The sequence below is a fragment of the Cupriavidus sp. UGS-1 genome (assembly GCF_021213615.1).
Taxonomy (GTDB): Bacteria; Pseudomonadota; Gammaproteobacteria; order Burkholderiales; family Burkholderiaceae; genus Cupriavidus.
This window is the reverse complement of record NZ_JAJQJF010000007.1, coordinates 133,369-146,604: the sequence shown is the minus strand read 5'-3', so window position 1 is coordinate 146,604 and position 13,236 is coordinate 133,369. Positions and strand designations below refer to the sequence as shown.

Sequence of the window (13,236 nt, the reverse complement as noted above, 5' to 3'; positions counted from 1 at the left end):
GACGCGTCGGCGGGTCGTGATGGGGACTGGCCTGCGCGCCGATGCGTCAGGCGCCGTAGCCAAGTGGACGAGGTGCGTTCAGCGCGCGAATCTCACCCATCGGGATGGCTGCGCTCGCCAGACGGTTTAGGCCTTCTGCGGCGCGCCTGTCCCCGTGACCCGGTTCGTCGTCGGCACGCAGCAGCACACGGCGGCTCGCGCCGGGTGCGAGATGGAAGTAATCGCTTGCCGGTTGCAGGTTGGCATCGTCGATCTGCACCCAGCGTGCGAAACGGCGCGCCGATATCGTCAGCCACCACTGGCCATCGACACGCTCGACCTGCGCATGCAGCTCCGGCGGCGACAGCGCGGCCGCGCTGCGATCGGGCAGATAGAAAGCCTCGCTGACCACCGTGCCGCTGCCATCGAGCCACGCCGCATGGACCACGTCATGCAGGCGCGGGCCGAAGCGGTAGGCATGGGCGAAGTCGAAGAACTCGCCGGCCAGCTCGGCGCCGCTGACACATTGCACCGAGCGCGGCGCCAGCATGAAGTCGCGCGCCACGTCGAGCAGCGGCGTCAGACCATCGCGCAGGCAGCGCAGCTGCAGGCGCATCGGCTGCGCGACGGCGCTCTCGTTGATCAGATGCAGATGGACGCCGTTCAGGCCTTCGTCGGTGATCAGCACCTGCAGCGGCTGCCAGACCTGGCGCAGCGCATGCCAGCCCGACTTGGGCCGGCGCAGCGCATCGACGATGCCCCAGCCCGCACCGGGTACCAGGTCCTGCCATTGCCATACCAGCCCGCCGGCGCAGCACGAGCCTGCGCGGCGCCATTCGGCAAAGACCTCGCTCATCAGCTCGGCGACCACCGCGCGCGAACAATACAGATAGCGCGCCGGATCCTCCCGGCGCAGCCGCGCGGGATCGACCGCATAGAGCGACTGCAGGTAGAAGTCGCGCACGTCCTCGAAATCCCAACTGGCGCCGGCATCGCGCGGCACCGCGCGCTTCCAGTGCGGATCGTGCACCGGCGCCACACCGGCCATCGTCTCGCGCAGCGTGCGCTCGCATGGCACGTTGGCGAAGGCCAGGCATTCGGCGGCAAAGCGCACACGCGCGCGCCGCGCGTCCTCCAGCGGCCGCTGGTAGGCGCCGACGCCGTAGTAGTGGCTGACGCCGCGATCGGGCTGGAACGGCCAGGCACCGCCGCTCGGCGAATTGCGGACATAAGGCACCGAGACGCCGTGCGCGGCGAGGCAGTCGGGAATCACCGTGTCGAATAGCGGCTGGCGCCACGTCTCGCACGGAGCGCCGAGCATCGCGGCCTGCTGCTCCGCTTCGCTGCCGCCGCACAGCACCGCCAGGCTCGGATGATGGCCATGTGCGGCGAGCCATTGGCGCACCTCTTGGCGGACGTCGTCGAGCAGTGCGGTGCCGGCATCGGAGGCGGGGTTGGCGCCATCGATGTTCGAATAGTCGAAGTTGGCGAATGGAAAGTCCTGCCAGACCAGCAGGCCCATCGCATCGCAGGCCGCGTAGAACGCTTCGCCCTGGTAGCAGGTCACGCCGCTGACGCGAACCATGTTCATGTTGGCCTCGCGCGCCTGCGCCAGCCACGCGGCGCAGTTCCGCGCGTCGGGCGCGTGGCCGTGCAGATCGAGGCTGGCCACGCAGGCGCCGCGGCAGAAGACCGGCACGCCGTTGACGCGGACGACGAAGCCGCCATCGCTGTCGTCGACATCGATCTGCCGGAAGCCGACCCGCGCGCAATGCAGCGTCTGCGCGCCGGCGCGCAACGTGACGTCGTACAGCGCCGGCTCGCCGTGTGTGTGTGGCCACCATTTGCGGACGCGGGGCACCGATACGGTGCCGTGCCATATGGTGTCGTGCTCCGGGCAGTGGTGCGGGCCGAGTCGTTCGATCTGCCGGCACGTCAACGCGGCCTCGTGGCCGTCGATCGCCAGCATCAGCGGACTGTCGAGCGGTGCAGCGACGCCGCGCACCTGTACCGACACGACGCCATCGTTGCCGTCCAGGCGCGCGCTGATCTCGCAGCGCGCGGCGTCGAGCGCTCGCGTGGCCGATGGCGCCGGCAACAGATCGATCTCGCGCCATGGCCCGACCGCGTGGACGGGCGGACACCAGCCCGGCATATGGCCGAGCAGCGTGGTGCGGACATGCCGCAACGATGGCAACGACACCAGCCGCGGCTTCCATCGCACCGGGCCGCGGCGGCCCCGCAACGCACGTTCGAGAGAACGAAAGCACAGCGACAGCGTGTGGGTACCCGACAGCGTCAGCGCGATCTCGTGCTCGACGAACATCGAACGGCTGTCAAGCACGCGCGTGCCGTCGAGCCACACCTCGCAGATCGTGGCGAGGCCGCGTAGCCGCAGAGTGTGCAGTCCCTCGCCGGAGATCGGCACGCGATACCAGTAGTCGCGCCCGTGCAAGGCAGGCGGCGCCTCGTCGCACCAGCGGCCGGCCGCCTGCAGCGCCCGCGCGACCGTGCCGGGGACCGGAGCGGGCAGCCAGTCGCCGCCGGCCGGCAAGTCGAGCGGCGTGGCGATGGCATCGGCGTCGGTCTCCAGCATGCGCCACGGGCCGGCCAGAGGCTGGTGCACCAGCGGCCGGCCGAGCGGCATGGCCGGCGCCATGCGCTCGCTCCCAACCGTCGCGGTTACCGCGGCCTCCCCGGCGCCCACGGCGCCCGCCGCGCCCGCGGCGTCAGGGCTCGCCCTCGCCGACATAGGCGGCAAGCGCCGGCACCGCGGCCTCGTAGCAGGCTTCCATCTGATCGAGGCAATCCTGGCAGGGGTCGGGCCGGCGTCCGAGAATCGAGCGGATCAGCCGGAACTGCATCACCATCGCCTCGGACGCCAGGCGCTGGCAGGCGGTGGCGATCGCGGCCGGCAACGGCTGTCCCTGCACGCTGAGCCAGCGCAGGTATTTGCCGAGCAGCTCGAAGTTGGCGCCCAGCTGGCGCAGCACGTTGAACGCGTACGGGTGGAAGGCCGGCTCGCCGCGTACCGCCAGTTCGTCCAGGTGCTGCGGAAACACCTGCCGGTACGCCGCGATCGGGTTCTGCCGCGGGCGCCGCGCCAGATGCCGCCGCAACAGCGCCAAAGACGCGCGCAGCAGCATCGGGCCGGACAGCGGCGGAAAGCGCCGCCGCACGACCTCGGCATACGGGAACAGCAGGTGCGGATCGGCCTGCAGCTCGGGCAGCAGCCGGAACAGGCCCGCATAGTCGTCGCCGCGCGCGACGTGGTAGCCGTCGTTGTGGTAGTAGCCGACGCCGCGCGCCTCGGGCATCAGCACGTCGATGCCGATGGTGGTCTTGGTGTGCTGGCGCCGGTACGACGTGGCGCGATTGTCCGGCAGGTAGTAGCCGTCGACCTCGAGCAGCACCACGTGGCCGCGCGCGGTCTGCGTCGCGACATGGCGCTCCATCGCGTCGTACAGCGACAGCTCCTGCACGACCACGCCATAGAGCCGTTCGAGATCGTCAACCGGATACTTGAAGAAGGTGAACTGGTCGCCCTCGAAGTCCTGCGCGACGGTAAAGGGCAGCGCCGCCAGCGGATCGAGCTGCCAGCCGTGCAGCAACTCGATCCACAGGTCGACATAGCAGTTGGTCTGCGGCCACACCGCCTGCTCGGTATGCAGCACATGCGAGGCATGCACGGATGGCGCCAGCCGCCCGGTGCCGTCATACATGGCGCAGTCCCAACAGCTCGCGCACCTGGCTCGGCCAGCGCGCCAGCGCGAAACCGTGGTGGCGCAGCAGCGCCAGGATCAGCCGGTCGATGCCGAAGCCGACGCAGCCGGTATGGGCTCGCGCGCCGTCGGCGGTGCGCAGCGGCCAGACTTCGGCGAAGTGGTCCTTGTGGTAGTTGAAGCTCATGCAGGCGGTAGGCGGGGCGTCGTCGTGAATCGGAATCAGCAGTTCGAACTTCAGCTTCTGCTCGCGCTGGCCGTCGGCGACGATCTTGCCGCCGCGGCCGAAGAAAGGGTCGTTGGCCAGATCGAGCTGCCAGGGCAGGGCCAGCTGCTGCGCCAGCGCACTGCCGCGCTCGATCCACTGCGTGCGGAACGCGACGATCTGCTCGGCGGTGCCCAGCCGCACGTACTCGCGCATGCGGAACAGCTGCATGCGCGCCGGATCCACCGAGGGCTCATGGCGGAAGCAGTACGACAGCACGTCGACCACGCGGCCCTGCGGCGGCAGCGGACCGCGCGCGGCCATCACCGGATAGATCGGATAGCAGGCGGCGGGGGTCAGCACCACGCGCGTGGGCCGCTGCTGGTCGGCCCATTCCTCGCCGGCATCGAGCCGCGCCAGCAGCCGATGATGGTCGCGATCGCCGCCGCAGAAGCTGTGCACGGTGCCGGCCAGTTGCGGAAAGCTCTTCAGGTATTCGCTGGCTTCGAAGTCCTGCCGCGCCATCGCCGGCGGAAAGCGCATCACCTCGGCCTGCTGGTCGGCGCCCAGCGCGCCGATGGCGGCGTTCAGCCCGTCTGCAATCGCCTCGAAGTCTGCGCTGCGGCCATACAAGCCATCGACGCCGGTCGGGATCAGCAGGCCCGCCTCGATCAGCGCCTGGCGAAAGCGCCGCTGCGCCGCCAGCGCGGCCTCCTCCGGTGGCCGGGACAGGCTCTGCGGCGGCGCCGTGGTGTCGGCAGGCCCGACGGCGCCATCGTGCTGGCCGCTCTGGTAGTCCATGCCGATTCTCCTCAATGCGAACGTTCGGCCAGCAGCAGGCTGGCGGTATTGGTCAGGATGCGGTCGTTGCTGATCATCAGCGGCGCGGACCACAGATCGCGCAGATGACGGCCGACGCTGAACGGCGTGCCTTGCTTGTAGCCCGCCATGCCGCAGATCAGCAGGGCGATCTGCACCGCTTCCAGCGCCAGCGTCGACACGCTGGTCTTCAGGCCATTCATTTCGGCGGCGAAGGCAAAGTCCGCGGAGACGGAACGGCCGGGCGTGTGCTGGCGGTAATGCGCGAGCGCGATCTGCACGCGCGCCTCCATCGTGTCGATCATCGCCGCGGCCTCGGCCAGCTGCGTGGCCGAGGGCGGCAGCGTGCCGGGCCGGGCCCTCGCCTGGCCCTGGAAGAAGGCCTTGGCCCGCTGCACCGCGTCGGCGGCGATGCCGGTCCACAACGCGCTCCACAGCATGTGCGACACCGGCGTCATGGTCGCGTCGGCGATCTCGCCGAACGGCACCGGCACGATCTGCTCGCAGGCGCCGCGCGCCTCGAGCCGGAAGCCGTTGCTGCAGGTGCCGCGCATGCCCAGCGTGTCCCATCCGCTCGTGCATTGCAGCGTGCAATCGCCATCGAGCACGCAGACCAGCACCTGGTCGGACTGCGGCGCCTCCGCATGCCGGCGAGCGGTGGCGAGAATCACGTCGGCCTGCGCGCCGTACGAAATGGTCGGCGCTATCTTGACCAGGTGAAAGCGCCCGCCGTCCGTGGCCACCGCGCAGCCGCTGGTGCGCAGCGCGCCGCCGATCGACTGCTCCGAGGTCGCCGACGCCAGCAGCAGCTGGTCGGCGGCGATGCGCGCCAGCAGGCGCTCGTGCCAGATGCTGCCGCGCGCATGAGCGACCAGGCAGGCGACCTGGATCTGGTGCATCGCGTAGATCATGCCGGTGGCCGCGCAGGCGCCGCCGAGCACGCGGCAGATCGCCGCGATGGTGTCGAGCGTTGCGCCGCCGCCGCCCAGTTCGATCGGCACCATCGCGCCGAGCAGGCCGCGCTCGCGCAGCGCGGCGATCGCCAGCTCGGGAAACGCTGCTTCGCGGTCGACGCGATCGGCCTGCGCCGCGGCAAGCGGCACGACGTCGCGCGCGGCGGCCATCGCGTCCCGCGGCGGATGCCCGGACTCCGGCGCATCGTCCTGCCCCTGATCGGCGGCGTCGTGCGGGCGGGGCTGCACCGCATGCGCGGCGAACGCGTTCATGCTGCCTCCTGCTGCTGGCGCAGATAGACGATCGCGTCGGCCAGCGACTGGATGCTGCGGAACAGCTGGCGCGTCAGCATACGGTCCGGAATCTCGATATCGAAGGCGTTCTCGATAGCCAGCATCACGTGCACCGTGGCGAGCGACGACAGACCGGCTTCGTAGAGGTCGGCCTGGTCGTCCAGCGTGTCCGCTGGCACCTCGAGCCGGCCCACCTCCGCCAGGATCGTGCGTAGGGTGGCTTTCATGGTCTCCTCTCCCTGGGGTCTTGGTATGCCCCATTTGGCTCGACCGTACCCGCCGGCACCGTGCGCTTGCCAACGCACGTTCGCCACCGCCGTGGGCCGGACCCCGTTCAGAACGCGCTCTTGCCAGTCCAGCCGTGCAGTGCGGTGCGCGCGATGATCCGCAGGTCCAGCTGGAAGGACCAGTTGCGGATGTAGTAGATGTCGAACTCGATGCGGGCGCGCATCTTCTCGACCGTGTCGGTCTGCCCGCGCAGGCCGTTGATCTGCGCCCAGCCGGTGATGCCGGGCTTGACGCGATGGCGCAGCATGTAGCGGTCGATCAGCTCCTTGTACATCTCGTTGTGTTCGAGCGCATGCGGGCGCGGGCCGACCACCGACATCTCGCCGCGCAGCACGTTGAAGAACTGCGGCAGCTCGTCGAGGCTGGTACGGCGCAGGAAGCCGCCGATGCGCGTCACGCGCGGATCGTTGCGCGTCGCCTGCGTGACGCCGCGGTCCTGGTGGACCACCATCGTGCGGAACTTGAAGACGTCGAACGGCTTGCCGTCGATGCCCAGGCGCTTCTGCCGGAACAGCACCGGACCGGGCGAGGACAGCTTGACGCCGATCGCGATGGCGATCAGCAGCGGCGACATGCCGAGCAGCGCCACGGCGGCGAACACGCGATCGAAGCTTGCCTTGAGCAGGCCGGTGATGCGCGAATCGGGCGGGCTGTTCAGATCGATCACCGGCAAGCCCAGGAATTCGCTGAAGCGGTGACCGAGCAGCTCGACCGACATGATGTCGGGTACCCAGCGAATGTCGACCAGGTCGTTGCGGAACTGGTAGACCACGTCGCACAGGTCGCGGCACGCCGCCATCGGCAGCGTCAGCCAGATCTCGCGCACGTCGTGGCTGCGCACGAAGCGCGTGACGTCGCGCATCTCGCGCAGGATCGGCACGCCGGTCGGCAGCGTGTCGTCGTCGTGGTCGCAGTAGATGCCCACCACGTGATAGCCAGCCTCGCGAATGCGCTGCACGCGCCGGTACATCTCGTTGCCGAGCGGACCGTAGCCGAAGATCAGCACGCGCTTGGCGTTGATGCCCTGCTGCCGCACATTGCCCAGCAGCTGGTACAGCACCAGCCGCGAGCCCACCAGCGCCAGCGAGACGGCGCCGAACCAGCTGGTCGACCACAGCCGCGACACCGCGCCTATCTGATGCATCAGATAGGCCAGCACCAGGCCGCTGACGGCCACCAGGCTCCATGCCGCCAGCGTGCGCAGCCCGAGCGCGGCTCGGCTGCGGCCGCGCCACGATTCGTACAGTCCGCAGGCTGGAAACACGATCAGCGTGGCGACCGCGCAGAACGCGGTCAGGAAGCCGTGCACCGGCGCCGCCGATGCCAGTCCGCCCTCGGGAAACCAGAATTCGCCGACCAGGATGCCGCAGATGCCGACCGTCAATGCATCCGAGACCCGATACAGCAGTTGCAGCGCTGTCTGCCGCTCGACGACCGCTTGCGCGCTTGCCGTTGCCATGACCCTCTCCCCTTGCTGCCCCGTCGATGCCGTGCGCCGGCATATCGGGAACATCGTCGCGCCCGGGTCGGCGTGGGGTCTGTTGGCTCGCCCACACACACTTGGGGACGGCGGCGCGGTGCGGTCGACGGTGCGGTGGCGGGTCTTGTCGTTCTCGTTGGTCTTTCGTCTTGTGCCTGCTCTTTAGTCGCGCGTGGCGGAGATCGAATCGATGCGCCATTGCGCGGGAAGCGGCCGCGGCCGTGCAGCAGGCGTGATGGTGGTGGGCGTGGACGTTGGCGTGGCGAGCGACGACGGTGACGATGGCGGGATCGTCGCGGCTTCGCGCCGTGGCCAATCCGCGCGTTGAAACGGCCTCGCGCGTCCGGACAGATACAGCGCGATCTGCTCGATCCATTGTTCGGTCGGCGCGTGGGCGCCCGATGCCGGCACGCCCAGCAGCACGGCGCCAAGCAGCAGCAACAGCGGTGCGCGCGGCGAACGGCGCCGGCGCGGCGCGGTCGCGAGCAGACAGCCGCCGCTGACGGCAAAGCCCAGCGTGAGTCCGCCGATCACTTCGCTGGCCGAATGCGCGCCCAGCGGCAGACGCGAATAGCCCACCAGCAGCGCGAGCGATGCGCCCAGCATTGCCGCGGCCCACCCGAGTCGCGGCGCACGCCCCGGCGCGAGCCGATGCATCAGCACCGGCAGCACGCTCGCCGCCATCATGCTGTGGCCGGAGAAGCCGGTGAAGTCGAGCGCAGGCACGCCGACGCCCCAGCCGATGAAGGCGAGCTTCGATGCCAGTGTCAGTCCCGCCGCCGCGGCGAACGCCAGGCACCAGTCGCGCGCCGCGCGCCATTCGCCGCGATGGCAAAGCGACAGCAGCAACAGCGCGGCGCAAGGCAACAGCAGCGCGGTGTCGCCGAAGCGCGAGATCAAATGCCAGTTCCACATGGTGTCGAAGGCCCCGTGCCGCCGCGCTTCAGGCGTGGGCTTTTGGTCCTTTTGGTTGATGGAAGTCGCAAGATCGATTGGATATCGTCAGTCTTGTGGTGGGCCAGGCGGAATCGGCCTGCCACTTTGGAGCCCGCATGGTCCCCCGGTCTGCGGGCTTCTTTTTTCCCCCTTCCCGGCTGCGGTCGTCGTCGCCTCGTCGACCTGCCCGCGACCCTTCAAAAAAAGAAAGGACCCCGGCGTGCCGCCGATCGAGCGGCGGCTCCGCCGTGGTCCGCAGATCCGGCCGGGCGATCGCCGCGGCCGAGACGCGCGTGTACGCATGTCGTTCGACTCGTCATCCGACATGCGGCTCCCCCGAGCACGCGCCTTGTTTTCCCCCCTTCGTGTACGTTCGGCAGGCTTCGCTTATCGATCTTCCGGCCGCGGTGTCTCGATGTCGCCGCCCTTGCTTGCGCACGTGCCGGGCGCCACCGACAGGAACGACGTCGCCAGTCCTGCCGCGATACGCCGTCGCGCCTCGCGCTCGCCGGCTTCGCGGGCGGCGATCACCGCGGCATCCTCGCTGCAGAATGCGCGGCCATGCAGTTCGCCGCGATGGACCAGCGGCCCATCGCACGCCGATGCCAGCCGGATTTCATAACAACATGCCCACTTGTTGCGGCCCTCCGGCACGGCGAAGCCGCGCACGATCAGCACCGCCGATCCTCCATTCATATGACCCCCCGCTTCTGCGGCGGCGGACCTTCTGATCCCGGGTCCGGCTACGCCAGCAGCGTAGTGCCAGCATAGGCGGCATCACCGGTGGGCGACCATCAGCCGCTTGCCGTAGAACCAGGGCGCAAAAAGTTGGAGGCCGGTGCGGGAGCGGGCGCCATCAACCAGGCCATGCTGGCGCGCGGAAAGCATTGGCCGCCGGCGCTGACGAGCGCCACCGCGGCGCAGACCAGGTCCGGAGAAGCCGGGGCCAGCAGGCAGCCGCCGGCGCCGGCCCGGGCCGCGCGCTGGGTCAGCGCGGTGGCGCCCGGCCGGGCGATCAGCAGCCATCGACACGGCGCGATGCGCTGGCACAGGGCGTCGATCAGCGCGACCGGGTCCGCTTCGCTGCTGCTGCAATCGAGCAGCGCGAAATCGACGGGTTGTTTGGGCAGTTCGGTCGAGGGGGCGTTCAGCAGCCATTCCGGCGACTGCAAGGTCAGCGGGCGAGAGGCCTGGCGCTTGCCCAGGTAGCGCGACAGCGCGCGCACCATGATCGCGTTGTTGGCCAGAAGGATGGTCGTCATCGACTCGGGCGAGCTCAGGAGGGCGAGGTGACTGCCGGCGTGCATGTCCATAAGCCTAGCAAGCCGCCTCCCGGGCCGCCTCGACCATTGGCATGAAGTGTCTCAGCCGAAAGGATGAGTTCGCGCCAGCACATGCCCCCGTCACCGGCGCTGCCGAGATCACGCCGCCTGACAGACCGCCGGCATCCGCACGCCGTCCGCGTGCAACGGCACCGCCCCGAGCGCCGAGGGTCCGGGCCAGTTCAGCTTGGCGCCGCGCCGCAGCGCTTCGTAGACCGCCTCGCCCTTGTTGCGCACATGCAGACGGTGGTACAGCGTGCAGGCATGGGTCTTGGCCGTGGCCACCGAGATATTGAGCACGCGGCTGACCGTCTTGATCGGGTAGCCGCGCGCCAGCAGCGCGAGCACCTCGTATTGCCGCTCGGTGATATTGAGCAGATGCGAGCCGAACGACGGCGTCTCGATATCGGGCTGGATCAATGGCGCGGTCCGGATGGCAATGTCCGTGGGCCAGCCGGGCACCGCGCGCGTCGACTCGATCGGTTCGTCCGGCCGGTTCACGTCCCCTTGCCCTTCCCCGTCCGCGGCGGGGCTGCGCGCGGCAGCCTGCTGCGTCGGATCGGCGTAGATCAGTGCCGGGAAACATTCGCCGCCCGCAAGCACCAGCCGGATGGCGGCATCCAGGACTTCGGCGCAACAGTTCTTCGACAGCAGGCCCGCCACCATCGGCGGCACCGATTCCTGCGCCATCGCGGCGGGCAGGCCATCGGCCAGCACCAGGACCCGCTGCGGCGCCAGGTAGCGGCACACGTCCTCCATCGCGCGCCAGGTGCCGCTGCCATCGTCGTGCCAGCCGTAGATCAGCAGGTCGGCGTCGCGCAGCCGGGCATCATCGGCTGACGGCAGCGCGGCCGGTTCGACATCGATGACGTGGACGGGGAGTTCGGATTGCGCCAGTAGCTGGCGCAGGCCCAATCGCAGTAGTGGATGAGGCTCGATCAACAGAATGGTGGCCATGCCGCTCTCGTTCTTGTTGCGACACGTGCGCCGCGACGGTCGCCCGTGTGATCGGAAGTGCGGCGCTATGTTGCGCCTGCCCCTCCCTACGATCCACCCCGCTTTAGTACGGCGCAGCGTTCAGCGCAGCCGTCCCTTCCCGTCAAGCGCGATGCAATCGCCCCGTTTGCGTGTTTGCACGCTTTCGATCCCTCTAAAGACAGACTTAACTTTCACTTATTCTGCGGTCCAGCATATGCAGGGCAAAACAGGAAAGCAAGGCTCGCCAGATGGTTGGTAAGTCGCTTTTGTGCGAATGCGTACGCAGCGCAAGGCTGGAGGCGGGCTAAGGATTTTCCCTTACGTCAATCGCAAAGCGGCCGCCTTCTTAGGGTTCGGACCGATGTCCGGGGCGCTTTTTGGCGGGGCTCGGCCCGGTGGAAGGCCCGGCGGGCAGGTGTGCCGAGAAAATAATTTACATTACACTTCGGGTAGCAATTTGGGCAGGTTGCGCTACCCGTCTGCCGAAAGTCGTTATCAATCAATCACTTAAGGCCGATTGTCGATGTCTGTACGGGACGACACGCTGGATCCTTCGAAACTGACGCGAACGGAATTCGCCGTGGTGCGGGCGTATGCCCAGGGCATGGCGGCGGTCGATATCGCCAACCGCTACCTGCTGGACCCGGACGAGGAGGAGGCGCTGACCGAGCACCAGGCGGTACAGCGCATCCTGCGGCTGCGCGATCGGCTGGTGCAGTTCGCGCTGCAGAACAACCGCCCCGATATCGCGGCGATGTTCGACTCGCTGAAGGGCCGTTCCAATGTCGCGATGGACCGACGCGTCGACGCGTTGTCGTCGCTGGAGCGACTGTCCCCGGGGCGGCCCGCGCTGGACCATGCGGTCTCGTTGTGGTTCGGGCCCAGCCTGTCGCGCAGGCTGGTGGCGGGCGGTATCGGCAGCATCGGCGAGCTGGTGGAACGGGTCAACCGGCGCGGCGCCGCCTGGTGGCGCGGGGTGCCGCGCCTGGGCGCCAAGTCGGCCGACGTGGTGCGGCACTGGCTCGAGCGGCAGCGGGAGACGCTGCGTGCCAGCGACGGCGGGCCGGTACTCGGGCCGCAGGTCGGCGCGCTGCTGGTGCCGTCGCAGCGGCCGCCGATGGGGCCCGCGCTGCTGGATGATCGGCTCGGCGATCCCGTTCCGCTGGAATATATGCTTTGTGCTTCACTTTCCGGCGACTGGCGCTTTGCGCTGGGCGAAGAGGTACGGCTGGTACGCCAATGGCTCGACGGCAAGCGGCCCGGCTCGCATACCTGGGCCAGTTATCGGCGCGAGGCCGAGCGGCTGCTGCTGTGGGCGGCACGGCGGCGGCGTCCCTTGCGCACGATGACGGCGGACGATCTGGCGGCGTACTGGGACTTCCTCGCCGATCCGCAACCGGCGTCGTTCTGGCAAGGACCCGCGGGCCCTCGCGATCGCAGGCCGTGGCGGCCCTTCGAAGGCGGGCTGCGCGACAGTTCGCGTCAGGCGGCGATGCGGGTGATACGCGCGATGTTTGGTTGGCTGCTGCAGCGTGGCGTGCTGACGCGCCATCCCTTCGACGGGTTCATGATTCCGGGTGCTGCGGTGGCGTCCCTTGGCGGACACGGTGCGGATGGCAGCGCGACGGGCATCGCCGCCCAGAGCGTGAGCGCGTTTCGCCGTTGGCTTGACGGGCCGGACGGTACGCCGATATGGCGGACCGCCAATGCCGCGGCCTATCTGATCGGCGATTGCGAAATGCGGATCGGCGAAGTCGTATTGGCCACCGGCGAGCATCTACGGCTGGACGGCGGCAGGCGCTGTCTGCTTCGGCCGCGGTCAGCCTTGGGTGCCCTGGATGCCCTGGATGCCGCGGGACGGATGGCGATCGTTGTGCCGGACGTTGAATCGCGCCAGTCTGAGATGCGGCTCGCCACGCTGGGCGATGAAGCCTGGGTCGCGCTCTCGCGGCACTGGGCGGACCGTGGCCTGGCGGCGGACGGGCTGCCGCCGGCGGCGCCGTTGCTGGGTCCGCTGAGATTGCCGCCCACCTCCCGGGGCCAGGCCAAGCAGGCCAGCCAGCCGCTTGCCGGCTACTCCGCCAGTGGACTGGATCGGCTGCTGCGCGCTGCGTGGCGTGATTTCGTGGCGTTGCCCGAACATGCGGAGCACCGTACTGTTCGTTTTACGCCACGTCTGTTGGCGCGGGGGCAAGCCGGAGAGCCGTGATAGCCGGCCGGGCGCCTCGGCCGGGTTCTCGTCCGAGCGGGGCGCGGCCTT

The 13,236-nt window shown here is 69.1% G+C and carries 11 protein-coding genes; 1 reads left to right on the top strand and 10 read right to left on the bottom strand.

Translation table 11 applies throughout. From position 1 onward, the window contains the following. Window positions 1-46 precede the first annotated feature (46 nt). The 10 genes from LRR16_RS11900 to LRR16_RS11855 form a co-directional block, all read right to left on the bottom strand. Entirely contained in the window at window positions 47-2,638 is a 2,592-nt protein-coding gene (locus LRR16_RS11900; RefSeq protein ID WP_232205969.1) for a glycoside hydrolase family 2 protein, read from the bottom strand. A gap of 70 nt (window positions 2,639-2,708) precedes the next feature. Further along, on the bottom strand, window positions 2,709-3,701 hold the full coding sequence (locus LRR16_RS11895) for a DUF1839 family protein (RefSeq protein ID WP_023263316.1): 993 nt from the start codon (window positions 3,699-3,701) through the stop codon (window positions 2,709-2,711). After that, a complete protein-coding gene (locus LRR16_RS11890; protein ID WP_232205966.1) occupies window positions 3,694-4,707 on the bottom strand; it encodes an amino acid--[acyl-carrier-protein] ligase in 1,014 nt (337 codons plus the stop codon). The genes LRR16_RS11895 and LRR16_RS11890 overlap by 8 nt, the downstream gene beginning before the upstream one ends. A gap of 11 nt (window positions 4,708-4,718) precedes the next feature. Beyond that, complete coding sequence (locus LRR16_RS11885) at window positions 4,719-5,849, bottom strand: acyl-CoA dehydrogenase family protein (RefSeq protein WP_370646798.1); 1,131 nt, start codon at window positions 5,847-5,849, stop codon at window positions 4,719-4,721. A 98-nt stretch (window positions 5,850-5,947) separates the two neighbouring features. After that, on the bottom strand, window positions 5,948-6,199 hold the full coding sequence (locus LRR16_RS11880; RefSeq protein ID WP_006579866.1) for an acyl carrier protein: 252 nt from the start codon (window positions 6,197-6,199) through the stop codon (window positions 5,948-5,950). Between the two features lie 107 nt (window positions 6,200-6,306). Further along, window positions 6,307-7,719, bottom strand: a complete 1,413-nt coding sequence (locus LRR16_RS11875) for an undecaprenyl-phosphate glucose phosphotransferase (protein WP_232205963.1) — start codon at window positions 7,717-7,719, stop codon at window positions 6,307-6,309. Window positions 7,720-7,902: 183 nt separating this feature from the next. Continuing rightward, a complete protein-coding gene (locus LRR16_RS11870) occupies window positions 7,903-8,655 on the bottom strand; it encodes a phosphatase PAP2 family protein (protein WP_232205962.1) in 753 nt (250 codons plus the stop codon). 408 nt (window positions 8,656-9,063) lie between these two features. After that, complete coding sequence (locus tag LRR16_RS11865; protein WP_231906542.1) at window positions 9,064-9,372, bottom strand: hypothetical protein; 309 nt, start codon at window positions 9,370-9,372, stop codon at window positions 9,064-9,066. A 98-nt stretch (window positions 9,373-9,470) separates the two neighbouring features. Then, window positions 9,471-9,938 (bottom strand): response regulator transcription factor, encoded by a 468-nt coding sequence (locus LRR16_RS11860; RefSeq protein ID WP_043436615.1) that lies wholly within the window; start codon window positions 9,936-9,938, stop codon window positions 9,471-9,473. A gap of 159 nt (window positions 9,939-10,097) precedes the next feature. Beyond that, window positions 10,098-10,955 carry a response regulator transcription factor gene (locus tag LRR16_RS11855; RefSeq protein WP_232205960.1) on the bottom strand — a complete coding sequence of 286 codons (858 nt, stop codon included), beginning with the start codon at window positions 10,953-10,955 and terminating at the stop codon, window positions 10,098-10,100. Window positions 10,956-11,499: 544 nt separating this feature from the next. On the opposite strand from LRR16_RS11855, the gene LRR16_RS11850 reads away from it, so the two are divergent. Beyond that, window positions 11,500-13,185, top strand: a complete 1,686-nt coding sequence (locus LRR16_RS11850; RefSeq protein WP_232205952.1) for a phage integrase family protein — start codon at window positions 11,500-11,502, stop codon at window positions 13,183-13,185. The last annotated feature ends 51 nt before the right edge of the window (window positions 13,186-13,236 follow it).

Excerpts from the sequence above, each read along its gene's own strand:
- LRR16_RS11900 (WP_232205969.1), bottom strand. The coding sequence starts at position 2,638 with ATGGCGCCGGCCATGCCGCTCGGCCGGCCGCTGGTGCACCAGCCTCTG.
- LRR16_RS11895 (WP_023263316.1), bottom strand. The coding sequence starts at position 3,701 with ATGTATGACGGCACCGGGCGGCTGGCGCCATCCGTGCATGCCTCGCAT.
- LRR16_RS11890 (WP_232205966.1), bottom strand. The coding sequence starts at position 4,707 with ATGGACTACCAGAGCGGCCAGCACGATGGCGCCGTCGGGCCTGCCGAC.
- LRR16_RS11885 (WP_370646798.1), bottom strand. The coding sequence starts at position 5,849 with ATGGCCGCCGCGCGCGACGTCGTGCCGCTTGCCGCGGCGCAGGCCGAT.
- LRR16_RS11880 (WP_006579866.1), bottom strand. The coding sequence starts at position 6,199 with ATGAAAGCCACCCTACGCACGATCCTGGCGGAGGTGGGCCGGCTCGAG.
- LRR16_RS11875 (WP_232205963.1), bottom strand. The coding sequence starts at position 7,719 with ATGGCAACGGCAAGCGCGCAAGCGGTCGTCGAGCGGCAGACAGCGCTG.
- LRR16_RS11870 (WP_232205962.1), bottom strand. The coding sequence starts at position 8,655 with ATGTGGAACTGGCATTTGATCTCGCGCTTCGGCGACACCGCGCTGCTG.
- LRR16_RS11865 (WP_231906542.1), bottom strand. The coding sequence starts at position 9,372 with ATGAATGGAGGATCGGCGGTGCTGATCGTGCGCGGCTTCGCCGTGCCG.
- LRR16_RS11860 (WP_043436615.1), bottom strand. The coding sequence starts at position 9,938 with ATGACGACCATCCTTCTGGCCAACAACGCGATCATGGTGCGCGCGCTG.
- LRR16_RS11855 (WP_232205960.1), bottom strand. The coding sequence starts at position 10,955 with ATGGCCACCATTCTGTTGATCGAGCCTCATCCACTACTGCGATTGGGC.
- LRR16_RS11850 (WP_232205952.1), top strand. The coding sequence starts at position 11,500 with ATGTCTGTACGGGACGACACGCTGGATCCTTCGAAACTGACGCGAACG.